The organism is Sphingobium sp. YBL2, from assembly GCF_000943805.1.
Lineage (GTDB): Bacteria > Pseudomonadota > Alphaproteobacteria > Sphingomonadales > Sphingomonadaceae > Sphingobium > Sphingobium fuliginis.
Genome location: NZ_CP010954.1, coordinates 4,288,153 through 4,311,955, shown reverse-complemented (window position 1 = coordinate 4,311,955; position 23,803 = coordinate 4,288,153). Strand labels below are relative to the sequence as shown.

Annotated in this window: 22 protein-coding genes and 2 tRNA genes; 12 read left to right on the top strand and 12 right to left on the bottom strand. The window is 62.5% G+C overall.

Annotated features, from left to right (window positions below; genetic code table 11):
• Positions 1–11 precede the first annotated feature (11 nt).
• Complete coding sequence (locus TZ53_RS27225) at positions 12–176, bottom strand: hypothetical protein (protein ID WP_165363355.1); 165 nt, start codon at positions 174–176, stop codon at positions 12–14.
• A 131-nt stretch (positions 177–307) separates the two neighbouring features.
• Positions 308–895 (bottom strand): TetR/AcrR family transcriptional regulator, encoded by a 588-nt coding sequence (locus tag TZ53_RS19795; protein ID WP_025549192.1) that lies wholly within the window; start codon positions 893–895, stop codon positions 308–310.
• 118 nt (positions 896–1,013) lie between these two features.
• Here TZ53_RS19795 and TZ53_RS19790 point away from each other — a divergent pair, with 118 nt between their 5' ends.
• The 4 genes from TZ53_RS19790 (at position 1,014) to TZ53_RS19775 (ending at position 7,327) form a co-directional block, all read left to right on the top strand.
• Positions 1,014–2,174 (top strand): efflux RND transporter periplasmic adaptor subunit, encoded by a 1,161-nt coding sequence (locus TZ53_RS19790; protein ID WP_044662452.1) that lies wholly within the window; start codon positions 1,014–1,016, stop codon positions 2,172–2,174.
• Positions 2,175–2,177: 3 nt separating this feature from the next.
• Positions 2,178–5,354 (top strand): efflux RND transporter permease subunit, encoded by a 3,177-nt coding sequence (locus tag TZ53_RS19785; protein ID WP_044662451.1) that lies wholly within the window; start codon positions 2,178–2,180, stop codon positions 5,352–5,354.
• 5 nt (positions 5,355–5,359) lie between these two features.
• Entirely contained in the window at positions 5,360–6,760 is a 1,401-nt protein-coding gene (locus tag TZ53_RS19780) for an efflux transporter outer membrane subunit (RefSeq protein WP_044662450.1), read from the top strand.
• An 81-nt stretch (positions 6,761–6,841) separates the two neighbouring features.
• Positions 6,842–7,327, top strand: coding sequence for a methylated-DNA--[protein]-cysteine S-methyltransferase (locus TZ53_RS19775; RefSeq protein WP_044663168.1), 486 nt, complete (start codon positions 6,842–6,844; stop codon positions 7,325–7,327).
• Positions 7,328–7,341: 14 nt separating this feature from the next.
• Here TZ53_RS19775 and TZ53_RS19770 read toward each other — a convergent pair.
• From TZ53_RS19770 to dapB, 4 genes are all read right to left on the bottom strand, one after another.
• Positions 7,342–7,418: transfer RNA gene (locus TZ53_RS19770), tRNA-Arg, on the bottom strand.
• Between the two features lie 74 nt (positions 7,419–7,492).
• On the bottom strand, positions 7,493–7,876 hold the full coding sequence (locus TZ53_RS19765; protein ID WP_371873082.1) for a hypothetical protein: 384 nt from the start codon (positions 7,874–7,876) through the stop codon (positions 7,493–7,495).
• A 95-nt stretch (positions 7,877–7,971) separates the two neighbouring features.
• The gene (nth, locus tag TZ53_RS19760) at positions 7,972–8,622 is read right to left on the bottom strand and encodes an endonuclease III (protein WP_044662448.1); all 651 of its coding nucleotides are present in this window, start codon (positions 8,620–8,622) and stop codon (positions 7,972–7,974) included.
• 6 nt (positions 8,623–8,628) lie between these two features.
• Positions 8,629–9,393, bottom strand: a complete 765-nt coding sequence (gene dapB / locus TZ53_RS19755) for a 4-hydroxy-tetrahydrodipicolinate reductase (RefSeq protein ID WP_044662447.1) — start codon at positions 9,391–9,393, stop codon at positions 8,629–8,631.
• Positions 9,394–9,580: 187 nt separating this feature from the next.
• Between dapB and TZ53_RS19750 the strand changes: the two genes are divergently transcribed.
• On the top strand, positions 9,581–10,279 hold the full coding sequence (locus TZ53_RS19750; protein ID WP_044663167.1) for an NAD-dependent deacylase: 699 nt from the start codon (positions 9,581–9,583) through the stop codon (positions 10,277–10,279).
• 168 nt (positions 10,280–10,447) lie between these two features.
• On the opposite strand, the gene TZ53_RS19745 is transcribed toward TZ53_RS19750, so the two are convergent.
• The 3 genes from TZ53_RS19745 to TZ53_RS19735 all read right to left on the bottom strand — a co-directional run bounded on the left by TZ53_RS19745 (position 10,448) and on the right by TZ53_RS19735 (position 12,334).
• Positions 10,448–11,473, bottom strand: coding sequence for a FecR family protein (locus TZ53_RS19745; protein ID WP_044662446.1), 1,026 nt, complete (start codon positions 11,471–11,473; stop codon positions 10,448–10,450).
• The gene (locus TZ53_RS26265; protein ID WP_048575718.1) at positions 11,391–11,996 is read right to left on the bottom strand and encodes a sigma-70 family RNA polymerase sigma factor; all 606 of its coding nucleotides are present in this window, start codon (positions 11,994–11,996) and stop codon (positions 11,391–11,393) included. Before TZ53_RS26265 ends, TZ53_RS19745 begins: the two co-directional genes overlap by 83 nt.
• A 146-nt stretch (positions 11,997–12,142) precedes the next feature.
• The gene (locus tag TZ53_RS19735; RefSeq protein ID WP_044662444.1) at positions 12,143–12,334 is read right to left on the bottom strand and encodes a hypothetical protein; all 192 of its coding nucleotides are present in this window, start codon (positions 12,332–12,334) and stop codon (positions 12,143–12,145) included.
• A gap of 145 nt (positions 12,335–12,479) precedes the next feature.
• On the opposite strand from TZ53_RS19735, the gene TZ53_RS19730 reads away from it, so the two are divergent.
• The 6 genes from TZ53_RS19730 (at position 12,480) to TZ53_RS19705 (ending at position 20,476) form a co-directional block, all read left to right on the top strand.
• A tRNA-Leu gene (locus TZ53_RS19730) sits at positions 12,480–12,564 on the top strand.
• A gap of 69 nt (positions 12,565–12,633) precedes the next feature.
• Positions 12,634–14,247: a trigger factor gene (gene tig, locus TZ53_RS19725; protein ID WP_044662443.1), complete on the top strand. Its 1,614-nt coding sequence runs from the start codon at positions 12,634–12,636 to the stop codon at positions 14,245–14,247.
• Positions 14,248–14,494: 247 nt separating this feature from the next.
• Complete coding sequence (locus TZ53_RS19720) at positions 14,495–15,472, top strand: glycosyltransferase family 2 protein (protein WP_044662442.1); 978 nt, start codon at positions 14,495–14,497, stop codon at positions 15,470–15,472.
• 113 nt (positions 15,473–15,585) lie between these two features.
• Positions 15,586–16,221 carry an ATP-dependent Clp endopeptidase proteolytic subunit ClpP gene (clpP, locus tag TZ53_RS19715; RefSeq protein WP_007685070.1) on the top strand — a complete coding sequence of 212 codons (636 nt, stop codon included), beginning with the start codon at positions 15,586–15,588 and terminating at the stop codon, positions 16,219–16,221.
• A 135-nt stretch (positions 16,222–16,356) separates the two neighbouring features.
• A complete protein-coding gene (gene clpX, locus TZ53_RS19710) occupies positions 16,357–17,625 on the top strand; it encodes an ATP-dependent Clp protease ATP-binding subunit ClpX (protein ID WP_007685071.1) in 1,269 nt (422 codons plus the stop codon).
• 364 nt (positions 17,626–17,989) lie between these two features.
• A complete protein-coding gene (locus TZ53_RS19705; protein WP_044662441.1) occupies positions 17,990–20,476 on the top strand; it encodes a TonB-dependent receptor in 2,487 nt (828 codons plus the stop codon).
• 48 nt (positions 20,477–20,524) lie between these two features.
• Here the strand turns inward: TZ53_RS19705 and mtgA are convergent, their stop codons facing one another.
• The 3 genes from mtgA to TZ53_RS19690 all read right to left on the bottom strand — a co-directional run bounded on the left by mtgA (position 20,525) and on the right by TZ53_RS19690 (position 23,379).
• Complete coding sequence (gene mtgA, locus TZ53_RS19700; protein WP_044662440.1) at positions 20,525–21,220, bottom strand: monofunctional biosynthetic peptidoglycan transglycosylase; 696 nt, start codon at positions 21,218–21,220, stop codon at positions 20,525–20,527.
• Between the two features lie 203 nt (positions 21,221–21,423).
• On the bottom strand, positions 21,424–22,338 hold the full coding sequence (gene rpoH / locus TZ53_RS19695) for an RNA polymerase sigma factor RpoH (RefSeq protein ID WP_044662439.1): 915 nt from the start codon (positions 22,336–22,338) through the stop codon (positions 21,424–21,426).
• A gap of 75 nt (positions 22,339–22,413) precedes the next feature.
• Positions 22,414–23,379: an RluA family pseudouridine synthase gene (locus TZ53_RS19690; RefSeq protein ID WP_044662438.1), complete on the bottom strand. Its 966-nt coding sequence runs from the start codon at positions 23,377–23,379 to the stop codon at positions 22,414–22,416.
• Positions 23,380–23,396: 17 nt separating this feature from the next.
• On the opposite strand from TZ53_RS19690, the gene TZ53_RS19685 reads away from it, so the two are divergent.
• Positions 23,397–23,798, top strand: coding sequence for a Mov34/MPN/PAD-1 family protein (locus TZ53_RS19685; RefSeq protein WP_044662437.1), 402 nt, complete (start codon positions 23,397–23,399; stop codon positions 23,796–23,798).
• Positions 23,799–23,803 lie beyond the last annotated feature (5 nt).

Sequence of the window (23,803 nt, the reverse complement as noted above, 5' to 3'; positions counted from 1 at the left end):
GGACCGGCGGCTCAGGCCGGGACGCGCTCCGTCTGTTCCAGCAATTGGCTGTAGAGCCGCACATATTCCATGTGGATCGCGCGGATTTCCGGATTGCGGGAGCGGGCGGCCAGCCTGCGATTGCGGTCCAGCCGCGCCTCGAAATAGCTGCGGTCGAACGACATGTTGATACCCATTTCTTGCCTCCCGGGGGAACGATTTGGGGGCAGGAATGTTTCCGGCGGCCGAAAGTTGCGGCTGATTTCAGGCATTTCTGCTGCAACGCGGCAGACTGACCGGAAGCCGAGCCGGACCGAAGCCCGCGCCTTCAGTCCATGGCGCGAAGCGCGGCGACGATCATGAAGGCCGCGCATTTGGCGGTACGCTCAGCGCTGATGGTCGGTGCCGACAGGCTGCGATGGCCCAACCCGAACAAACAGGCCAGGATCATTTCTTCGGCGCTTTTCAGCGCTTCGCCTGACAATCCGGGGTTTGCGACGCAGGCGAAATCCCCCAGGGATTTCCGCAGGCCGTTGCACATGTCGGCAATCGTGCCCGCGACCCGCGCGTTGCGGAATCCCTCGGCCAGAATATCGAAGGACAGGGCCTCGTGCGGGTTGTCCATCACCTCCAGCAGCAGCAGTTCGAAGGTCCGCTCTATGCTGATCTCCCCTGCCTCGAGACGGTTCTGCAAGCTCAGGATCGTCGCTTCGCGTTCGCGCGTATCGCTATTCACGATCGCTTCGATAATGTCTTCCTTGCCCTTGAACAGCCGGTAGATCTGGCCGACGGACACATGCGCCGCGGCAGCCAGTTCGGCCATCGCGCTCTGATGAAAACCGTTGGCGGCGAACAGATCGCGGGCCGCATCCAATATGCGGTCCCTGGCATTCCGTTCATGTTGCAATGCAGCCAAAAATCTTCGTCCCGTCTTTTTTACTCTTGAACAAATTGTGGCATGTTCCTACCTGCCGCGCAAGCGGAATGAACGTTCATTCCAATTGAAGCCACCAGTGGAAACGGAGCATCGACCGATGCAAAAGGGGATTTTTGTCGGACTGTTCGCCTGCGCGTCGGCCCTTGCGCTGGGCGCCTGTGGCCAGCAGCAGCAGCCTGCGCCGCCGCCGCCCGCGGTCGGTGTGGTGAAATTGACGGTGGAAAACGCTCCGTTGACGACCGAGCTTCCCGGCCGCATCGCCGCAGTGGAAACGGCAGAGGTCCGGCCCCAGATCAGCGGCGTCATCCGCCGCCGGCTGTTCACCGAAGGCGCCGTGGTGCGTGCGGGCCAATTGCTCTACGAGATCGAGGATGCGCCCTATCGCGCCGCCCTGGGGCAGGCGCAGGGCGCGCTCTCTCGGGCGCAGGCATCGATCCGGGCGACGGGACTGCAGGCGCAGCGTTACAAGGAACTGGTCGGCATCAACGCCGTCAGCCGGCAGGAGGCCGACAATGCCGCCGCCTCGGCGCAGCAGGCGCGCGCCGATGTCGCCGCGCAGCGGGCGGCGGTGCAGGCCGCGCAGGTGAACCAGGATTTCACCCGCATAAGGGCCCCCATTTCCGGGCGGATCGGCCGTTCCCTGTTCACGCCGGGCGCGTTGGTGCAGGCAGGACAGGCCGACCCGCTGGCGACGATCCAGCGGACCGACGTCGTCTATGTCGACGTGACCCAGTCGGCCGCGCAGATCATCGACCTCAAACAGGCGATGAAGGCAGGCGGCGTAAGTGCCGCTAACGGCGCGCGGGTCCAGTTGCTGCTGCCCAATGGCAGCGTCTATCCGATCGAGGGGCGTCTGCAATTTTCCGAGGTGACGGTGGATCCCAGTTCGGGCGCGGTGACGCTGCGTGCGACCTTCGCCAATCCGGACGGCCTGTTGCTGCCCGGCATGTATGTGCGGGCCAGGCTGGTCGAGGGCCAACGCAGCCAGGCGATCCTTGCGCCGCAGCAGGGCATCACCCGTGATGCGCGGGGCCGGGCCACCGCCATGGTGGTGGGTGCGGACAACAAGGTCGAACTGCGTCAGGTCGAAACGGACCGGGCCATTGGCGACAAGTGGATCGTCACCAAGGGGCTGAAGGCGGGAGACAGGCTGGTCGTGGAGGGCCTGGTGAACCTGCGGCCCGGAACGGTCGTGAAGCCGGGCGCGCCGCAGCAGGTGACGGCGGGCAGGCAGGCGAATGCCGGCGGGGCGAACTAAGTCATGGCCCGCTATTTCATCGACAGGCCCATCTTCGCATGGGTCATCGCCATCGTCATCATGCTGGCCGGCATTCTGGCCCTGCGCTCGCTGGCCGTGGCGCAGTTTCCGGAGATCGCGCCGCCCGCGGTGACGATCGCCACCACCTATCCGGGCGCGAATGCGGAAACGCTGGAAAGCACGACGACGCAGATCATAGAGCAGCAGCTCAAGGGCATCGACAATCTCCGCTACTTCTCGTCCAGCAGCGATTCGGCGGGCAACCTCACCATCACCCTGACCTTCGAGCAGGGAACGGATGCCGACATCGCGCAGGTCCAGGTTCAGAACAAGCTGGCCCAGGCCACCCCCCTGTTGCCGCAGGAAGTGCAGCAACAGGGGCTGCGCGTCACCAAATCCACCTCGACCTTCCTGATGATCATGGCCGTCTATGCCGATGACGGCATTCATGATCAGCAGGATGCGGGCGATTTCGTCGCTTCCGCCCTGCAGGATCCGATCAGCCGCGTCGACGGCGTGGGGGATACCCAGTTGCTGGGCGCGCAATATGCGATGCGCATCTGGCTCGATCCCTATAAGATGGCCAATCTGGGCGTCACCACCGGCGACGTCAAATCCGCCATACGCGCCCAGAATGCGCAGGTTTCCGCAGGCCAGATCGGCGGCACGCCGTCGCCCCGCGGCCAGGCGCTGAACGCAACCGTGACGGCGCAGTCGCGCCTCAGGACCCCCGAAGAGTTCCGGCAGATCCGGCTGCGCAGCAACAGCAACGGATCGGTCGTCTATCTGGCGGATGTCGCCAGGGTCGAGTTGGGTGCGGAAAGCTACAGCTTCGGCGCGAGGTTCAATGGCCATCCGGCCGCCGGCTTCGGCGTAAGGCTGGCGCCGGGCGCCAATGCGCTCGATACGGTGGAAGGCGTGAAGAACCGGGTCAACGAACTGTCGAAAACCTTCCCGAGCTGGGTCAAATACGACTTCCCGGTAGACAATTCGACCTTCGTGAAACTGTCGGTGGAGCAGGTCATCCACACGCTGTTCGAAGCGACGCTGCTCGTCTTCGTGGTGATGTTCCTGTTCCTTCAGAACTGGCGCGCCACGCTGATCCCCACCATTGCGGTGCCGGTGGTGCTGTTGGGATCGCTGGCGATCCTCTATGCGGCGGGATTCACCATCAACACGCTGACGCTGTTCGGCATGGTGCTGGCGATCGGCCTGCTGGTCGACGACGCCATCGTCGTGGTCGAGAATGTCGAGCGCATCATACAGGAAGAAGGGCTTAGCCCAAAGGAAGCCGCGAAGAAGTCGATGGACGAGATCAGCGGCGCGTTGATCGGCATCGGCCTGGTGCTGTCGGCGGTGTTCCTGCCCATGGCGTTCTTCGGCGGGTCGACGGGCGTGATCTTCCGCCAGTTCTCCATCACCATCGTGTCCGCCATGGTGTTGTCGGTGCTGGTCGCGTTGATCCTGACGCCCGCGCTCTGCGCGACGATCCTGCGTCCCCGGGGGCACAGCCATGTCTGGACCGGCCCGCTGGGGTCGCGCTTCGGCCGCTTCTTCGACTGGTTCAACCGGACCTTCGACCGCAATGTCGTGCGATACGGCGCGACCGTGGAGAAGGTCGAGCGGCGCTGGGGCCGCACGATGCTGGTCTATGCATTGATCGTCGCGGGGATGGCGCTGGTCTTCCTGCGCCTGCCTGGCGGTTTCCTGCCCGATGAAGATCAGGGCATCATCATCAACCAGGTGTCGCTCCCGACCGGGTCGACGCTGGAGGAGACCGAACGGACGCTGGCGAAGGTGCGCGATCACTATATGACGGACGAGAAGCGGAATGTTGCCGCCGTCTTCACCATCTCCGGCTTCGGTTTCGTGGGCCAGGGCCAGAATGTCGGCCTCGCCTTTGTCAGGATGAAGGACTGGTCGCAGCGCGAGGGCGCCGACAACAAGGTGTCCGCCATCGCTTTGCGCGCCAATGGCGCGTTCCAGCGGATTTCCGCAGGCATGGCGATCGCCTTCGTGCCGCCCGCCGTGCAGGAACTGGGCAATGCCACCGGCTTCGACTTTCAGCTCGTGGACCGCGCCGGGCTGGGCCATGACAGGATGCTGGAGGCGCGCAACCAGTTGCTGGGCATGGCCATGGCCGACAAGCGGCTGGCGCAGGTGCGCCCCAACGGGCTGGAGGATACGCCGCAGCTCAAGCTCAACGTCGATCAGGCGGCAGCGGGCGCGCTGGGCATCGCCCAGTCCGACGTCAACGATACGATCAGCACGGCGATGGGCAGCAGCTACGTCAACGACTTCATCGACCGCGACCGGGTGAAGCGCGTCTATGTGCAGGCCGATGCGCCGTTCCGGACCACGCCGGATTCGATCGGCGTGCTGCATGTGCGGGGAAGCGGCGGCGCGATGGCGCCGATCTCTTCCTTTGCGACGACCGAATGGACCCATGGCCCGGCGAAGCTGGAGCGGTTCAACGGCGTGCCGTCGATGCAGATCATGGGTGCGCCCGCGCCGGGCGTTTCGACCGGCGAGGCGATGAAGGCGATGGAGGAAATGGCGGCCAAGCTGCCGGCAGGCGTCGGTTATGAATGGAACGGCATTTCCTATGAGGAGAAGACCTCCGGCGGGCAGGCGCCGGCGCTTTATGCGTTGTCGATGCTGATCGTGTTCCTGTGCCTCGCCGCGCTTTATGAAAGCTGGTCCGTGCCCATCGCCGTGATGCTGGTGGTGCCGCTGGGCGTGTTCGGCGCGGTGGTCGCCGCGATGCTGGTCGGCCTCAACAACGACATCTACCTTCAGGTCGGCCTGATCACGACCATCGGCGTGTCGGCCAAGAACGCCATCCTGATCGTCGAATTCGCCGAGGAGAAGATGCGCGAGGGGCTGCCACCTGCGCGGGCGGCGTTGGAGGCGGGCAAGCTGCGCCTGCGGCCGATCCTGATGACCAGCTTCGCCTTCGTCTTCGGCGTGCTGCCGCTGGCGGTGGCGAAGGGCGCGGGCGCAGGCGGCCAGAACGCCATAGGCTGGGCCGTGGTCGGCGGCATGCTGTCCGCGACGGTGCTCGCCATCTTCTTCGTGCCGGTCTTCTTCACCGTCGTGAAGCGGCTGTTCCGCGAACATCATGGCAAGGATCAAGGCGGGCATGAGGGCGGCGCCCGGCTGGGTCCGCAGGAGGCATGAGGATAATGAACAAGATGAAGCCGTTCTCGGCGGCTGCTCTGGCGCTGACGCTCGCGGCCTGCGACATGGCGCCCAAATATGTGCGCCCTGCCTTGCCGGTGCCGGGGGGGAGCCCGCAGGGGCCGGCCTATCCGGCTGGGCAAGGGCCGGCGATCGTTCCGGCGGATACGGCCTGGAAGGATTTCTTCGTCGATCCCCGCCTGGCGCGGGTGATCGAGACGTCGCTGGCCAATAATCGCGACCTGCGTGTCGCCCTTGCCAATGTCGAGCAGGCGCGGGCGCAATATCGCGTGCGGCGGGCGGACATATTTCCCACTGTGAACGCCAGCGGCAGCGCCACCTATCAGGACACGCCCTTCTCGCAGGTCGGGACGGGCCGGATGGACATCTATTCGGCGTCCGTGGGCGTGTCGGCCTGGGAAATCGACCTGTTCGGCCGGGTGCGCAACCTCAGCAGGGCGGCGCAGGAACAATATTTCGCATCGGTCGAGAACCGGAATGCGGCGCAGACCGCGCTGGTCGCAGAGGTCGCTAACGCCTGGCTCGCCATGGCGGCGGATCAGGAGCGGTTGAGGATTGCGCGCGATCTGGAAAAAGCCTTCGGCCAGACGCTGGACCTCACCAAGGCCCGCTTCGCCAAGGGGATCGCGTCGGAACTGGAAGTGCGGCAGGCGCAGACCAGCCATGACCGGGCGCGGTCCGACATTGCCGAGGCGACGACCCTGGTGGCGCAGGACCAGAATGCGCTGAACCTGCTTACCGGTATGACGGTGGCGGCGGAGGACTTGCCGGCGGCGATGCCGGATGGCGACGTCACCCTCTCCAACCTGCCGGCCGACCTGCCTTCCACGGCTTTGCTGCGACGCCCGGACATCATGGCGGCCGAACATCAGTTGCTGGCGGCCAATGCCAATATCGGCGCGGCGCGAGCGGCCTTCTTCCCGAATATCTCCCTGACTGCGGCGTTCGGGACGTTGAGCCTTGGCCTGTCCAATCTGTTCAAGTCGGGCAGCGACACATGGTCGGTGGTGCCGTCCGCCAGCCTGCCGATCTTCGATTTCGGCCGGAACAGGGGCAATCTGCGCTATGCGCGGGCCACCTATGACGCGATGGTCGCCACCTATGAGAAGAGCGTGCAGGCGGGTTTCCGCGAAGTCGCCGATGCGCTTGCCCGGCGCGGCACGATGACGGAGCAAATGGAGGCGCAGACATCCCTGCGGGATGCGGCGCGGGTAAGCTATCGCCTGTCGGAAGCGCGGTTCCGCGCCGGCGTCGATCCCTTCCTGACCACGCTGGATGCGCAGCGGACGCTCTATAATGCCGAACAGAGCCTGCTGGCGACACGGCTGGCGCGCGCCGCGAACATGGTCGAACTGTATCGCGCGATGGGTGGCGGCCTGAAATGATCTTTGACCGCAAGCGGCGGGAAGGCGGCCATGCATGTCATGCCCCATGCTGGCGTCGGCAAAGGGTTGAAAGGACAGGGCATGACTTATGCATATCGGACGCTGGCATCGCCCGTCGGTGAACTGACGCTGGTCGCGTGCGAGGCGGGGCTGGCGGCGGTCCTGTGGCAGGATGACGATCCCCGGCGGGTGCCCATGGGGCAGCGGACCGAAAGGGGCGATCATCCGGTGCTGGAGGAAGCGGGACGGCAACTGAATGAATATTTCGCCGGGCAGCGGGAGACGTTCGACCTGCCGCTGCATTTCAACGGCACGGATTTTCAGAAAAGCGTCTGGACCGCGCTGCTGACCATCCCCTTTGGACAAACGCGCAGCTATGCCGATATTGCCCGTCAGATCGGGAGACCGTCCGCTTGCCGCGCAGTGGGTGCCGCCAATGGGCGCAACCCGATTTCCATCATTGCGCCCTGCCACCGGGTAGTGGGCGCCAACGGCGCACTGACGGGCTTTGCAGGCGGCTTGAAGGCCAAAAGCTATCTGCTTGGTCTGGAGAGAAAATTTCTCTGACATCCATTCGAAAATGGCGCACCCAAGAGGATTCGAACCTCTGGCCTTTGCCTTCGGAGGGCAACGCTCTATCCAGCTGAGCTATGGGTGCGTGTCGCTGGTGCGAAGGGCCGCTTAGCAAAGCCCAATCGCTCGCGCCAGCATCAAAATCGCCTCAGGCCAAAGTTATTTCGCCATTTTCTGCATCGGCTGGAATTTCCCGAGGCCGCAGCTCGGTCCACGCTGCAATCCGCCAGTCTGATAGAGCACCGTGATGATGTCCACCGAGCAGAGCTGGGACAGGCTGGTCTTGTAGAGGAAGCGCCGCTCGAAACCCAGGCTGGGGCAACTCATCGGCAGGATATTCCGATAGACCTTGTTACCGTTCATGATGAAATCGATGGTCCTGTCGTCGCGGACCTCGGTGGAGCGGATCGCATTCAGTTGAACGCAATCGACCGGCTTGCCGGCGGGGACCAGATTGTCCGGAGCCTTCCCGGCGAGGGCGGGGGCAGCCGTGCAGGCGAGTGCCGCGGACAGGGCGAATTGGCGGATAAGGGGGGCAGACATATCGTCTCTCCTGTTGACTGTCCGGATGACGTCGCGGGAGCCTGTCATCCGTCCTGTCGATCCTTCTACCGCGCGGCGGCTGAACCGCGCAATAATCAGGGGCTGGTGCCGGGCGCGGGAGTCTTGGGCTTGAAGCGGCAGAGGTCGGCCACGATGCAGCGCCAGCATTCGGGCTTGCGCGCCTTGCAGACATAGCGGCCATGCAGGATCAGCCAGTGATGGGCATCGCGGCGGAAGGGGCCGGGAACGTTTTTCTCGAGCTTCAGTTCGACGGCAAGCGGCGTCTTGCCCGGCGCTAGGCCGGTACGGTTGCCGACACGGAAGATGTGGGTGTCGACCGCGAACGTTTCCTGCCCGAACGCGGTGTTGACCACGACATTGGCGGTCTTTCGCCCGACGCCGGGCAGGGTGGTCAGGACATCGCGATCCTGCGGCACCTCTCCGCCGAAATCGCGCAGGAGGATTTCGGACAGGGCGATGACGTTCTTCGCCTTGGCGTTGAAGAGGCCGATGGTCTTGATATGCTGTTTCAGGCCTTCTTCGCCCAGTTCCACCATCTGCTGTGGCGTGTGGACATCGCGGAAGAGCGCGCGGGTCGCCTTGTTGACGCCCACGTCCGTCGCCTGCGCGGAAAGCACCACCGCGACCAGCAACTGATAGACATTGCCATATTCCAGCTCCGTTCGGGGCGCCGGATTGGCTTCAGCGAGGCGGCTGAAGAAATCGAAGATCTGGTCCTTCTTCATCGGCGTTTACAGGCCCAGCACGCCCTTCATGTCGTAGCGGCCGACGGGTTGGCCGATCAGCCATTGGGCCCCCTTCACCGCGCCCCGCGCGAAGATGACGCGGTTTTCGGCGCGATGGCCGATTTCGATTCGCTCGCCCTCGGCCGCGAGGATCACCTGATGGTCGCCCGCCACCGATCCGCCGCGCAATGCCGCAAAGCCGATCGCACCCCTGGCCCGTGCGCCGGTGATGCCGTCGCGCCCGCGTTCGCTATGGTCGGCAAGAGCGATACCGCGCCCGCGCGCGGCGGCTTCGCCCAGCAACAGCGCAGTGCCGGAAGGCGCATCGACCTTATGACGATGGTGCATTTCGACGATCTCTATGTCCCAATCGTCGTTGAGGCGCGCCGCAGCCTGTTCCACCAGCGCCGCCAGCAGGTTGACGCCCAGAGAGGTATTGCCGGTCTGGAGGATCGGGACTTGCCTTGACGCTTCGTCGATCAGCGCATGGTGCGCGGATTCCAGTCCGGTGGTGCCGATGAGGATCGGCTTCTTTGCCGCAATGCAGGCGTCCAGATGGGCCGACAGGGCGGCGGGCACGGAAAAGTCGATCAGCACGTCGCTTTGCTCGGCCAGGGCAAGCGGATCGGCAGTGATGGCGATGCCGGGGGCAAGCTCTCCCGCGCCACCGCGGTCGGTGCCTCCGGCGATTTCCAGCCCAGCCTCCTGAGCGACCTGCGCGATGGCGCGTCCCATGCGGCCAGCCGCTCCGAAAATCCCGATCCTTGTCATCAGCCTCATTCCCTGGAAGGTCGGATGGCCGATGCCAGAACGGGCCGGGCTTGTCATCCCCGCGGTACGGAAATGGACGATAAATGGCTGGTTGGGCCAAGCCAATGATCCGTTCTGCAAAAACGATGTCCGGATGATCCCGAATGCGGCATAGCCATGACATGCAACCATGGCGCCGGAAGAAGAGATGGACGACATTCGCAATATCGTGATCCTGACCGGTGCGGGAATTTCGGCGGAAAGCGGCCTTGCCACCTTTCGCGGGCCCGATGGCCTGTGGGAGGGGCATCGGGTCGAGGATGTGTGCACGCCCGAAGCTCTGGCGCGGAATGCCGCGCTGGTGCATCGCTTCTATGACGAGCGGCGGGCCAGGCTGGATGAGGTGAAGCCCAATGCCGCGCATGAGGCGCTGGCGGCGCTGGATGCGGCATGGCCGGGCGAGCTGCTGATCGTCACGCAGAATGTGGACGATCTGCACGAGCGGGCCGGGGCGAAGCGGCTGGTTCACATGCATGGCGAGTTGCGGTCGGCGCTCTGTGCGGCTTGCGGCAAGGCGGTGCCATGGACGCCGGCTCTGCCCCCCGGCTCGGCCTGCGACGGGTGCGGGCGTCCGGCCCTGCGCCCCGACATCGTTTTCTTCGGGGAGATGCCCTATCGGATGAATCTGATCGACGATGCCTTGCGGCGGTCCGACCTGTTCGTTTCGGTGGGCACTTCCGGGGCGGTGTATCCGGCGGCGGGATTCGTGCAGACCGCGCGCCATGTGGGCGCCCGGACGCTGGAGTTGAATCTGGAGCCATCGGCGGGCAGCTTCTATTTCGAGGAAAGCCGTATTGGGGCGGCGAGTATCCTGGTGCCGGAATTGGTGCGCGAATTATTGGGGTAGTCCGGAACGGGCCGTTTCGCATGGCCATCGGACCGAAAGCGGATTCTTCTACGGTCCGTTCGTGCCATCTCGCCTGAGATCCCGGCGTTCGCCCGGATGACGGGGTGAGAGGTCGGGGACCATGGCGATAATGCCTGGGGATGAGGGGGAGTGTTTTGCTTCCCGCTCCTATTCGCCGGCGGCGTTGTCCGCTGGCTCCGGTTCATCCTGATAGAGCAGCATGACCGAGCCGTCCTGTCCGGCGACCACCCGGATGGGCAGGCTGAGTTGCAGGGCGGAGAGGAATTCCTTGCTGTCGGTGATACGGAAGCGGCCGCCGATGCGGAGCGATGAGACCCGGGTGTCCCCGATCAGGATCGGCGCCGCACGGTAGCGGTTGAACTCGCTCGCGGCCTGTTCGATGGTCTCTCCGTCCAGTTCCACCATCTGTTCGCGCCAGGCGGTCCGCTGGCCGATGAGGCGCGAGTCGAGATGGGTGAGCGACACGCTGCGCGGCTGGATGACGGCGCCGCTGCCGGCGCTGATCTGCTGGGCCAGATCGTTGCCGGAATGCACCGTGACGGTGCCCTGCGTGACGGTCAGTTCGACCAATGAAGGGCGCAACCGCACGTTGAAGGCGGTGCCGACGGCGCGGATGACGGCGGAGCGGGCCTCTACGTCGAAGGGGCGGGAGCGGTCGTGGGCGACGTCGAAAGAGGCTTCGCCCTTCAGGATGCGGACCTTGCGGCCATGATCGGTGAAGCGGACCTCGGCGGCGCTGTCGCTGTTGAGATGCAGGGTCGAGCCGTCGTCCAGCGCGATGTCGCTGATCTGGCCGATCCGCGTTTCATAATGGTCGACGCCGCTGAAGGTGCGGACCGTGACGATGGCAGCGACGATGAACAGCATCACCGCAACGGCGGCGGCGATCATGATGTTGCGCGACAGGCGGCGCTGCTGCTCCTCGCTGACGATGGCTTCCAGCGGGGGCAGGTTGACTTCGGCGGCCGCGCTCTTCAGCCGTTCGGCCGCTTCCCAAGCGGCTTCGGCCCGCGCGAACGCTACGGCATGACGGGGATCGGCTTCGACCCAGCGACAGATTTCCGCTTCGACCTCGGGACGAGGATCGCCATTAAGCCTTGCCAGCAGGCGCGCGGCTTCCGCCTCGATCTTGTCCCTGCTTTCGTAGCCCGAATCTGGTCCCGACGCCTGCACGTTCGAAATCCGTTTCCTCACGTTCCGCCCAGGCCCGCATAACTATTGCGATCGCTTTGGCCAGATGTTTTTCAACTGTAGAAACGGACAGGGACATTTCCTCCGCTATTTCCAGCATGGATTTTTCATGGATACGGCGGAGAATGAAGACCCGGCGGCATTGTGTCGGAAGCGAATCGACGATCGTCTCGACCTGTCGCAGGGCCTCGCGGGCGTGAAGCTGAGCCTCCACATTATTTTCGCCCTGCAGCAGTTCCAGGTCGGCAATGGTTTCGAAACTCACCACCTTGTTACGGCGTGCGGTGTCGATCACCAGATTGCGGGCTATGGTGAAGAGATAAGCCCGACCGGTCGTCACATTTTCCCAATTTTCAGTGGCATAGGCGCGGGCGAGTACCTCCGCGACCATGTCTTCCAGTTCCTGATTGGCAGGCAGGATCCTCCGGAGGCGCCCTCTGAGAGCAGCTTCCTGTGGTAGGATCACTGTCTTGAACCATTCCAGCTTAGCGCGAACCCTGTGCACGATGACCCCCTTGCTGTCAGCCGCGCCTCTCCCGAATTCATCTGTTTGTCATAGTTCAATCATGGATGCAGGGGCCTGTCCAGCGATTGCGCAGGCATTATTTCCCGTTTCTGTGGAAAACCCACGGTCTGTGACCAAAATGTCGATCAGACGGGAGGGAGTTCGGGCGGCGCGCTGTCCGGCTGGTCGAAATCGGGACCATTGGGCACGATTTCCGGCGGCTCGCCGGCGGGGGTTTCGTCGGGCGTGAGGGGTGCAGGGGTTTCCGGCGGCGATTGAGGGTCGATCCTGTCGGGGGGCGGCACGCCGTCGGGCGCCGGGTCGGGGTGGGTGGCCATGGCTGTCTCTCCTTGATATGAGGGGTTACGCCCGGCCGGGCGGATGGGTTCCGTTCGGACTTATCCACCGGTTATCCACAGGCTGGACCTCTGGGCCTTGCTTCATGGGTCGCTTTTCTCTATGCCGCGCCGACCGGCGACCGATGCGGGCGTGGCGAAATTGGTAGACGCGCCAGATTTAGGTTCTGGTATCGCAAGATGTGGGGGTTCGAGTCCCTTCGCCCGCACCAGTGCGCCAGACTCTATAGGATGCGCAGGCGCCAACGAAATTCAGCTTTAGAAAGCGTTTGAGAGAAGAGATGCAGACTGTCGAGACGTTGAACGAGGGCCTGAAGCGCGCCTACACCGTGACCATCACGTCGAAGGACATCGACGCCCGCGTGGAAAAGGAAGTGGCCGCCATCGCGCCGCAGGTCCGCATGCCCGGCTTCCGCCCCGGCAAGGTGCCCGCCAACCTCGTCAAGAAGATGCATGGCGAATCGCTGCAGCGCGATGCGCTCAACAGCTCGATCCAGGACAGCATCCAGAAGCTGATCGCTGACCAGAAGCTGCGCCCCGCGATGCAGCCTTCGGTCGAGCTGGACGAGGCCTTCGAATTCGGCAAGGACGCCGAGGTGAAGGTCGAGCTGGAAGTGCTGCCCGAGATCGCGGCGCCGAGCATCGAAGGGCTGAAGCTGGAGCGTCTGACCGTCGAGGTGGCTGATGCGCAGGTGGATGAAGCCGCCGGCCGCATCGCGACCCAGCAGGGCGCGCTGGAAGAGCATGCCGCCAGCCACAAGGCGAAGGACGGCGATACGCTGACCATCGATTTCGTCGGCAAGATCGACGGCGAGGCCTTTGAGGGCGGTTCGGCCGAGGACGTGAAGCTCAAGATCGGCTCGGGCCAGTTCATCCCGGGCTTCGAGGAGCAGCTTGCCGGCGTCAAGAAGGGTGACGAGAAGACCATCACCGTGACCTTCCCGGAAGATTATGGCGCGGCGCACCTCGCCGGCAAGGAAGCGACCTTCGACATCACCGTCAAGGCGATCCTGAATGCCGACAAGCCCAAGCTGGACGATGATTTCGCCAAGTCGCTGGGCCTGGAGGGTCTGGACAAGCTCAAGGAACTGCTGAAGGGCCAGATCGAGCAGGAACATAATGGCCTGACCCGCACCCATATGAAGCGCAAGCTGCTCGACCAGCTCGCCGCTGCCCACGATTTCGACGTGCCGCCGAGCATGGTCGAGGCCGAGTTCAACCAGATCTGGGCGCAGCTCCAGCACGAAGCCAGCCATGAGGAAGACCCCGAAGCGGCCCTCAAGGAGATGGAAGCGGAGAAGGAAGACTATCGCGCCATCGCCGTGCGCCGCGTCCGCCTGGGCCTGCTGCTTTCGGAAATCGGCCAGGCCAATGGCGTTGTCGTCAGCGATCAGGAAATGAACCGCCTGATCATGCAGGCAGCCCAGCAGTACAGCCCGCAGGACCGCGAGCGCTTCGTGCAATATGTGCGTCAGGACCCGATGGCGGCCGCGCAGCTCCGTGCGCCGCTCTATGAGGACAAGGTGGTGGACTTCCTGTTCGAGAAGGCGGAGATCACCGACCGGGCCGTCAGCCGGGAAGAGCTGGAAGCCGCGATCGAGGCTGAGGACGGCGATCTGAAGCCGCACGTCCATGGTCCGGGCTGTGGCCATGATCATGACCATGATCATGACGAAAAGCCCAAGGCGAAGAAGGCTGCGCCGAAGAAGAAGGCTGCCGAGGCCGAGGAAGCGGCTCCGGCCGAGGCTTCCGCCGAAGAGGCCCCAGCCAAGAAGGCTCCGGCCAAGAAGGCCGCCGCCAAGAAGGATGAGGCCGTGGCTGAGGAAGCCGCTGCCGAGGAGAAGCCCAAGGCCAAGAAAGCTCCGGCCAAGAAGGCTGCCGCCAAGGCTGAATAAGGCCTTTTCGGTCTGACTGGACAAGCGCCCGGCTTCGCAAGGAAGCCCGGGCGCTTTTCATTTCGGGCGCGGCATGGCAGACGAAATGTTAATGAGGTCCGTTCATGTCGAGAGGGGGCAGGATCGGGGGAGTCGAACTCCTGCCAAGGCAGGATTCCAGTCCCGCCGTTTGAATTTGGGTCCTGCCTTCGCAGGAACATGCCGTGTTTCCGAGGTGATGCGGCGGCGCTAAAAAGGTTTCAGGTCGATGAAGGAATTTCCGGCAGTGGAAAGCGGGGAGGGCGTTGCCACGCCGAGGATCGCCGTCATCCTGCCCTGCTATAATGAGGCCGGCGCGATCGTTCGGACGGTGGGGGATTTCCGCCGGGCGCTCCCCTCCGCCGAAATTTACGTGTTCGACAACAACAGCACGGACGGCAGCCGCGAACTGGCAGCTGGGGCTGGGGCAATCGTCCGCCGCGTGGCGCAGCAGGGCAAGGGTCATGTGGTGCGCCGCATGTTCGCGGACGTGGATGCCGACATCTACATCATGGCGGATGGCGATGCGACCTATGAGGCTGCGGCCGCTCCAAAGATGGTGGCGGCAATGCTGGAAGACAATCTCGACATGGTCGTGGGCGCAAGGCGGAGCGAGATTGAGGAGGCCTATCGGCGCGGGCATCGCTTCGGCAATTGGGCGCTGACCAGCCTGCTCAAGCGGCTGTTCGGACGCAGCTTCACGGACATACTCTCCGGATACCGTGTCTTCTCCCGACGGTTCGTCAAGAGCTTCCCCGTCCTTTCCGCCGGGTTCGAGATCGAGACGGAGATCAGCGTCCACGCGCTGGAACTCGCCATGCCCGTGTCGGAGGTGGTCACCGCCTATGGCGCGCGGCCGGAAGGATCGGTCAGCAAGCTCAGCACCTATCGCGACGGCTGGCGCATCCTGCGGACGATCATCACCCTTTATCGCATCGAACGGCCGATCCTCTTCTTCGGCATCATCGCTGCCCTGCTGGCATTGACGGGACTGGTCCTGGCGGCGCCGCTGATCCTCACCTATATGAAAACGGGGCTTGTGCCGCGCTTTCCGACCGCCATATTGGTGACGGGCCTCATGATCCTCGCCACGCTTTCGGGCATGTGCGGCCTTATATTGGACACCGTGGTGCGCGGGCGGCGGGAGGTTCGCCGGCTTGCCTATCTCGCCTTCAAGGCGCCATCCGACTTCGCCCGGCGCGACTGATTGCGCCCCGTTCGGCCGGGCAAACAGACCGCGTTTCACGCGACCCCTTGAACAGTCCGCTTTTTGTGCCGATGTAGAGAACGGGCAAAAGCAACACACCCTGAAAGAGCAAAATGACCGATATCATGTCCGATCCCATGGCCGCTCTGGTCCCTATCGTCATCGAACAGTCGAACCGGGGCGAGCGCAGCTTCGACATCTATTCGCGCCTGCTGCGGGAGCGGATCATCTTCGTCACCGGCCAGGTCGAGGATCATATGGCCTCGCTGATCGTCGCCCAGTTGCTGTTCCTTGAGTCGGAAAATCCGAAGAAGGACATCTGGATGTACATCAACTCGCCCGGCGGGGTGGTGACGTCCGGCATGGCGATCCACGATACGATGAAATATATCCGTCCACAGGTGGGCACCGTGTGCATCGGCCAGGCGGCCTCCATGGGCAGCTTCCTGCTCGCGGCGGGCGAGCCGGGCAAGCGCATCGCGCTCAGCAACGCGCGCATCATGGTGCACCAGCCATCGGGCGGCGCGCAGGGCATGGCGTCGGACATCGAAATCCAGGCCAAGGAAATCCTGCGCATCCGCAGCCGCCTCAACAACCTCTACGTCCAATATACCGGGCGTTCGCTGGAGGAAGTGGAGCGTGCCATGGACCGCGATACCTTCCTGGAGGCGGAGGAAGCCAAGGCCTTCGGTCTGGTCGACGAAGTGTTCGACCGCCGGCCGGCCATGGCGGAAACCCCCGAGGGCTAAAACCTATGTTTACCGCACGCGCCCTTTTCTCCCCTTGTGAAACGGGCGCGTCGCGGTCTAGGATGATCCTAGGACCAGAATATCCCTCGGCATGGGGCGGCTGTTCGCCTCAAAAGAGGGAAGAGAGATTGGCGAATGACTAAGCTTACGGGCTCCGATTCTAAAAGCACGCTTTACTGCTCCTTCTGCGGCAAGTCGCAGCATGAGGTGCGTAAGCTGATCGCGGGGCCGACCGTGTTCATCTGCGACGAGTGCGTGGAACTGTGCAACGACATCATCCGGGAGGAGACCAAGGGCGGTCTCGTCGGCAAGAAGGATGGCGGCGTGCCGACCCCGCAGGAAATCTGCGATGTGCTGGACGATTATGTGATCGGCCAGAACCGGGCGAAGCGCGTCCTGTCGGTTGCCGTCCACAACCATTACAAGCGCCTCAACCACGGCACCAAGCCGGGCGAGGTGGAACTGGCCAAGTCCAACATCCTGCTGGTCGGTCCGACCGGCTGCGGCAAGACGCTGCTGGCGCAGACGCTGGCCAAGACGTTCGACGTGCCCTTCACCATGGCCGACGCGACCACGCTGACCGAGGCGGGTTATGTGGGCGAGGATGTGGAGAACATCATCCTCAAGCTGCTCCAGGCGTCGGACTATAATGTCGAGAAGGCGCAGCGCGGCATCGTCTATATCGACGAGATCGACAAGATCAGCCGCAAGGCCGAAAATCCGTCGATCACGCGCGACGTGTCGGGTGAGGGCGTGCAGCAGGCGCTTCTGAAGCTGATGGAAGGTACGACGGCTTCGGTTCCGCCGCAGGGCGGGCGCAAGCATCCGCAGCAGGAGTTCCTCCAGGTCGATACGACCAACATCCTTTTCATCTGCGGTGGCGCGTTCGCAGGCCTGGAAAAGATCATCGGCGACCGTCTGGAGGCCAAGTCGATCGGCTTCGGTGCTCATGTCGCCGCGCCCGAGGAGCGAAAGACCGGCGAACTGCTGCGCCAGAGCGAGCCGGAGGATCTGCTGAAATTCGGGCTCATTCCTGAGTTCGTCGGCCGTCTGCCGGTGATAGCGACGCTGGAAGATCTGGACGTGGCTGCGCTGGTCAAGATCCTGGTTGAGCCGAAGAACGCACTGGTGAAGCAATATGCCAAGCTGTTCGACATGGAGAATGTCGAACTCAGCTTCACCGACGATGCCCTGACCGCCATTGCCAAGAAGGCCATCGAGCGGAAGACGGGCGCGCGCGGGCTTCGCTCGATCCTGGAGGCCATCCTGCTCGACACCATGTTCGACCTGCCTTCGATGGAGGGCGTGGGAGAAGTGGTGGTCGACAAGGATGTGGTCGCCGGCAGCAAGGAGCCGATTCGCGTGTTCAGCGAAAAGGACAAGCGGGCCGAAGACGCGGCCTGACTTTCGCGCGCTGCAACAGCTTAAATCAGGGAGAGGCCAGCGAGTTTCGCTGGCCTTTTTCGCGTCTTAATATTGGCTCGGTAAAAATTCTTGCTGCGTTGCAAAATTGCACCACTGTCAAATAGCTGCTTCGAGAGCTCGATAAGTCTATATAAATCAATAGCTTGATATCATCTTGCAACGTCCCTTGTAAGCATTGTCCATGCTGCATGCGCGGCCGTCACGTGAATGCTGTTATATTGTAGTAAAATTGCAATCAGAGCATCACAGGGCCGTCGCCATCGGCCGCCACAGGCGGCGCCAGCTCCACAGAGCAAAATAAAGCAGGCGCGACGCGCCAAACTTTCAAAGGGACAAAAATCAGATGAAACAGCTTCTTATGTGTAGCGCTGCGCTTGTCGCCGTGGCTGCGCCCATTGCCGCGTTTGCGCAGTCGACGGGGTCGATCGACTTTGAAAATGAAATCGTTGTGACTGGCGCTAGTGTTGACAAGGGCCTAGGCGGCGTAATCGTACCTGATACCAGCAAGGCCAAGGCCGTGCTCGGCGCTGAGTTCATCCAAGCCCAGACACCCGGCCAGTCGATCAACGAGGTGATCAACCAGCTTCCGGGCGTTAGCTTCCAGAATAACGATCCCTTTGGTTCTGCTGGCGGCACCATGACAATCCGCGGCTTCGACGACAGCCGTATTTCCCAAACCTTCGACGGTCTTCCCCTCAACGACACGGGCGGTTACTCGATCTATTCGAACCAGCAGCTCGATCCTGAAATCATCGACCAAGTGAACGTGAACTTAGGTTCTACCGATGTGGACAGCCCAACGGCTGCTGCCAGCGGTTCAACGGTAAATTACCGTTCGATCACGCCAAGCGAAGATTTTGGCGCGAAGATGGTCGCTTCCGTTGGGGATTTCAGCTTCTTTCGTCTGTTTGGCATGGTTCAGACGGGCAATCTCACGCCGTGGGGCACTCGTGCATTCGTTTCTGCCAGCCGTGCGACAAACAATGCCATCTACGGCGGTATAGGTGAAATCGACAAGCAGCAATATAACGCCAAAATTTACCAGCCGATCGGCAGCAATGGCGACTTCATCTCCCTCGCCGGGCACTATAATGAAAATCGGAACAATTTTTTTGGCTCAGTTCCCTTGCGGGTAGACGGCGGGCGAGTGGCTGGCAGCGCGAGCGCCAACCGTTTTCCAATCACGAAGGATGAAAGCTTTTACGAAACCGCTCGTTGTACCATTCCGGCCGGAGTTACTGGTGCAGTCGATACCGCCAGTTCCTGTGGTTCCGATTATGAGTATCGATACAACCCGTCCAATACAGGCAACATCCGCATCAATTCACGCTTTACGTTGGCGGACGGACTGATCCTTACCGTCGATCCCAGCTACCAATATACAAAGGCGAACGGCGGCGGTACCAGCATCGCTTCTGAAGGTCTTACCCCGGCAAGCTCGGGCATTGCAGGCGCGGTCGGCTTCATTCAGGGTTCGTCGAGCTCAACCCAATATTATTTCGGGCGTGACCTGAATGGCGATGGTGATATGCGCGACACCGTTCGTGTTCATTCGCCCAGCCAGACGCAGACCCATCGCTATGGGTTGATCGCTTCGCTGCGCTACGATCTGGATGACAACAACACGTTGCGCGTGGCCTACAGCTATGATCGTGGCCGGCATCGGCAGACCGGCGAAGCGGGCTATCTTCAGACGATCGGCTTCGGCGCCGAACCTTTTCCCGTCAATCATCCGATCAAGGACGTAAACGGTGCGGCGGTGGAGAAGCGCAATCGCTTGTCCTATGCCATCCTGCATCAGGTTTCGGGTGAATATCGCGGCAAATTCAATGCCTTCACTGTCAATGTCGGGTTGCGGGCGCCTTTCTTCAAGCGCGACCTTAACAACTACTGCTTCACTCAGAGTGCGTCGGGCAACCTTCGCTGTTTCGAGCCGGGATCGTCGATCGAGGCTGCCTATGCGGTTGCGAACCCAACAGTGCAGGGACCGCAGCAGCGCATCTTCAAATATGACAAACTGCTGCCGAACGCTGGTTTCGTTTTCAACGCCAACCAGGCGCTGGACATTTTCGGCAACTATTCAAAGGGCCTCCAGGTCCCGGGGACCGACAACCTCTATCAGTCCTTCTATTACGATCCGGCAAATCCCAACGCCAATCCTTCGCCTGAAACAACGGACAATTTCGACCTTGGCATTCGTTATCGGACGGCTACGCTACAGGCGCAGCTGTCGGGTTGGTACACGATCTATAAGGATCGCCTCGCATCGGCTTATGATCGCGATCTGGACACCACCATCTATCGCAACCTGGGTCGTGTCGATAAATATGGCATAGATGGCAGCATTACATATCAGCCGATGCCGGAGCTGATGTTCTATGTCTTCGGTTCCTACCTAAAGTCGAAGATCAAGGATGATGTCGAACTGACGGCGACCACCCAGGCGCAAACCTCGGGGAAGCGTGAATCGGGTGCTCCCATCTATACGCTTGGCGGCCGCATTCAGGGCGAGATCGAAGGAGTTCGTCTGGGTGTTCAGGCGAAGCGCACCGGCTCACGTTATGTGAACGACCAGAACCTGCCGGTATTCCAGAACGGAGCGCAGGTCTATGGTGCCAAGGCGCCCGGCTATACGCTCGTCGATCTCGACGCGCGCTATTCGTTGGAGAAATTCGGTGCGCCCGGCGTCGCGGTTCAGTTGAACGTGACCAATGTGTTCGACAAGCTCTATGTGGGCGGTTTCGATGGCACCCTGTCGAATACGAGCATCACCTTCGCGCAGATTGGCGCGCCGCGGACCTTCGTGGGATCGCTGGTCGTCAGCTTCTAAGGTTTGGTACCTTATGGAAGAAAGGGCGCGGAGAGATCCGCGCCCTTTTCATTTCAGGCAGCTATCCAGCCCGTCGCGCTGGACAATACCGATGCGGGCGGTGATGCTGTTGCCATAGCGGCGGGTGAAGCCATGGGGGTCGATGGCTTCGCGCTTCTTGGGAAGAGGCAGGACTGCGGCGATGCGGGCGGCCTCTGCACGGGTCAGTCGCTGGGCGCCGTGGTGGAAATAGCGGATCGCGCCAGCCTGCGCGCCATAAGTGCCGATGCCGGTTTCCGCGACATTCAGATACACCTCCATGATCCGGCGCTTGCCCCAGATCGCTTCGATCAGGAGCGTGAACCAGGCCTCCAGCCCCTTGCGGACGAAACCGCCGCCCTGGAACAGGAAAACATTCTTTGCGGTCTGCTGGCTGATGGTCGATCCGCCGCGGATGCGGCCGCCGCTCGCATTGTGCCGCATGGCCTGAGCGATGGCGACGGCGTCGAAGCCATGATGGCTGCAAAAGCGGCTATCCTCCGCAGCGATGGCGGCGCGCGCCATGTCCGGGTCCATCTTGTCCAGGCTCATCCAATCCTTGGTGATGCCGTTGTGGTCCAGCAACATCGTCCATGTCACGGGCGGCGGCACGAAGCGATAAATCACCACCATCAACAGAGAGAGGGCAAGGAAACCACCGATGATCTTGAGGATGATCCCGATCCAGCGGGAGCGGCGGCGAGGGAAAGCGGACTTGGCGTTCATACTGCCGTGGTAGCGCGGATGCCGGGCGGTTCAAGATGGGAGAAGGCCACTCTTCGTGCCGACGAAAGCCGGGCTCATGACGCCAGGTGCACTTTTGCTGCCTGAGATCCCGGTTTCGCGCGGATCACGAATGATTATTGAGTGGGTAAGCGAAAAAAAGCCCCGGATTTCACTCCGGGGCTCCTTTGCGTTTTGCCATCCGGTCAGACAGCGGCGAGGCGGGAGATTTTGCCCAGCTTGTCGCCTGCAATCCGCATCATCGCCTTTTGCAGCTTCTCGAAAGCGCGGACCTCGATCTGGCGGACGCGCTCGCGGCTGACGCCATAGACCTGCGAGAGTTCCTCGAGCGTCTTGGGTTCCTCCGCCAGGCGCCGTTCGGCCAGGATATGCTTCTCCCGATCGTTGAGGTCGTCCATCGCCTCCACCAGCATGTCGTGGCGCAGTTCGCTCTCCTGCCGGTCGGCGACGCGTTCGTCCTGGAGCGGATCGGTGTCAGCCAACCAATCCTGCCATTGGCCCTCGCCATCCTCGCGCATCGGCACGTTGAGCGACGTGTCGCCGCCCATCGCCATGCGGCGGTTCATGGAGATGACATCCTCCTCCGTAACGCCCAGATCGGTCGCGATCTTCCTGACGTCGTCGGGGTGTAGGTCTCCATCTTCGAACGCTTCGATATTGTTCTTCATCCGGCGCAGGTTGAAGAACAGCTTCTTCTGCGCAGCGGTGGTGCCCATCTTCACGAGGCTCCAGGACCGCAGGATGAATTCCTGGATTGATGCGCGAATCCACCACATGGCATAGGTCGCCAGACGGAAGCCGCGATCCGGCTCGAACTTCTTCACGCCCTGCATCAAGCCGATATTGCCTTCGCTGATCAGCTCGCTGACCGGCAGGCCATAGCCGCGATAGCCCATGGCGATCTTCGCCACGAGACGCAGATGCGAGGTCACGAGCTGGGCAGCGGCCTCGGAATCCGCATGCTCGGCATAGCGCTTCGCGAGCATATATTCCTGCTCGGGCGTCAGAATCGGAAATTTGCGGATTTCCGACAGATAGCGGTTGAGGCTGGCTTCACCGCCCAGCGCCGGAACCGCGGGGACATTGCTTTTATCAGCCATGTCGTCACCTTTCCCTTTCATGCGCGGCGGGACCCAGAAGAGGCGTCCAAGGCGCCGTCGCAAACTTGTCCAAAACTATACGTGAAGCTCGCTTAACAGTTCCTGCATATCGACAGGGAGTTTGCTGTCGAAGCTGAGCGCCTCACCCGTTAACGGATGTATGAACCCCAGCCTTTTCGCGTGCAATGCCTGCCTTTCGAAACCCAGCGTTTCCAGTATCGATTTGAAACCTTTTCTCTCTCTACCGTAAACCGGGTCGCCGATCAAGGGGTGTCCCAGATGCGCCATATGGACGCGGACCTGATGGGTTCGTCCGGTTTCCAGCCTGCATTCAACCATGGCCGCGCTGCGCAGCCTTTCCATCGTCCGGTAATGCGTCACGGCATGTTTGCCGCGCCCTTCCCGATGAACCGCCATCTTCTTTCGATCGGCGTCGGACCGGCCGATCCATGTGTCGATGGTGCCCGTCGCCGGCTGCGGCACGCCATAGACGATCGCGGCGTAGAGCCGATCGATCGAATGTGCCTTGAACTGCTGCGCGAGCCCTTCATGCGCGCGGTCGGATTTGGCAACGACCAACAGCCCCGAAGTATCCTTGTCGATGCGATGGACGATGCCTGGCCGCGCCACCCCGCCGATGCCGGAAAGCTGGCCCTGGCAATGATGGAGCAGCGCGTTGACAAGCGTGCCGTCCAGATTGCCCGCCGCCGGGTGGACGACCAGGCCCGCCGGCTTGTCGATGACGATCAGGTCTGCGTCTTCATACACCACGACCAGCGGGATGTCCTGCGCCACGGCCTCGGCTTCGACGGGTGGCGGAAGGGCGATGGCGAAAGCCTGTCCCGCGGCGACCTTCATGGAAGGATTGGGAGATCGCGCACCCCCCTTGCCCGGGTCTTCCGTCACTTGGCCCTCGACGATCAGCGCCTTCAGCCGCTCGCGCGAAAGATCGGGAACCAGCTCGGCAAGCGCCTTGTCTAGCCGCATGCCAGCCTGCGCCTCACCGATTGTCGCTTCAATGATGGAAACCCCCGAACCCATTGGGTAGGAATGTAGGAATGAGGGTTGGGATTTCAAGAGGGCTACTGGAACAAATCATGTCCGAAGCGGCGGCGCACAGGCATGAGGTCTGCGGGCTGCTGCTGGGGAAGACGGGCCGGATCGAGGCGGTTCGGCCCGCCGCCAATGTCGCCGGCGATCCGGCGCGGCATTTCGAACTGGACCCGGTCGAACTGATCGCCGCCCATCGCGCGGCGCGGGCGGGCGGGGCGGCGATCGTCGGCCATTATCATTCGCATCCGGGCGGTCAGGCGGTGCCATCCGAAACCGACGCGGCCTGCGCGACGCCCGACGGCAGCCTCTGGCTGATCGTCGGGGGCGGCGCGGCCCGCCTGTGGCTTGCCAAGGCGGGGAGAGACGGACAGGTGCAATTTGTCGAGGCTTTGCTCGACATCATGTGAGTGAG